Consider the following 1,075-nt stretch of genomic DNA (forward strand, 5'->3'; position numbering starts at 1 on the left):
CACGGTGGCGGCCACGCCGTCCGACCGGTCTGCCGCCGCCGCATCCCCTGCTTCATCGGTGTCGAGGAAGGGGTTGCGGTCCAGCAGTTCGGAGACCTCGTGATTGAAGTCCAGTGACGACAGCTGCAGCAGGCGCACGGCTTGCTGCAAACGGGGCGACAAGGTCTGTTTCTGGCGAAGTTCGCCGCGCAGCGTCAGGGTGTTCATGACAAGCGCCTGCGCAATGTCCATGCCTGGCCGGGTGGGCGCGGAGCTGTTGTCTTTTCCGGCGAACTGCCGCCTATCTTGTCGCAACTTTCGCCACCAGGTCGTACCTGGCGGCGCTGGGCGATGCTGGCCTGTCAAAACTACACACGCCGGCCGGCGGCTTTGCGGCAAGCAATCCCGGCGCTGTCGGAGGCGGCTGACGGCGGCGCACAGATCCCGTCCGATGCCGGCCTCGCGCCCGCCGCGATGCGCGGCATGGGGCTTGCCTGTCCTGCGCTGCATGGACATGTCGCTGTTGTGCGCGAGCTTCTTGCTGGTCGGGGCCGTGCTGGTGGCCATGGCCTTGGCCGAGCCGTGGGTGAGGCGGCTGCCGCTGTCGCCGGCACTGATCTATCTCATCGTCGGCTGGGTGATGGCGACCGTGGCGGTGCCGCCGCTGCCCGGGCTGGACCTGGCGCACAAACATGCCGGGCTGGTGCGGGTGCTGAGCGAGCTGGCGGTGCTGCTGTCCTTGTTTGCCATCGGACTGAAGATCCGCATTCCGGCGAACTGGCAGGCCTGGCGCGCCCCCGTGCTGCTGGCCACTTCCGGCGTGGTCTGGACCTGGCTGCTGGGCGGCGCGCTGGCCTGGCTGCTGTTGCCGCTGAGTTTGCCGATGGCCTTGCTGCTGGCGGCCATCCTGGCGCCGACCGACCCGGTGCTGGCCTCGGACGTGCAGGTGCATGACGCCAGCGACCGCGACGCGCTGCGCATGTCGCTGACGGTCGAGGGTGCGCTGAACGATGGCACCGCGGCGCCGCTGGTGCTGCTGTCGCTGGGATTCCTCGGCCTGCACGAACTGGGCGACCACGCCTTGCGCTGGGCGCTG

General features: G+C 69.0%; 1 protein-coding gene and 1 pseudogene. One reads left to right on the forward strand and one right to left on the reverse strand.

From position 1 onward, the window contains the following. Nucleotides 1-207 (reverse strand): annotated as a pseudogene (locus tag FKP22_RS31390) (RNA polymerase factor sigma-54); the annotation flags it as partial. 280 nt (nucleotides 208-487) lie between these two features. Between FKP22_RS31390 and FKP22_RS31395 the strand changes: the two are divergent. Next, nucleotides 488-1,075, forward strand: a 588-nt coding sequence (locus tag FKP22_RS31395) for a cation:proton antiporter domain-containing protein (protein WP_211361689.1), incomplete at its 3' end; no start/stop codon positions are given.

Origin of the sequence: Ideonella azotifigens, from assembly GCF_006519715.1 — a bacterium.
In the GTDB taxonomy this organism is placed as follows: Bacteria; Pseudomonadota; Gammaproteobacteria; order Burkholderiales; family Burkholderiaceae_C; genus Ideonella; species Ideonella azotifigens.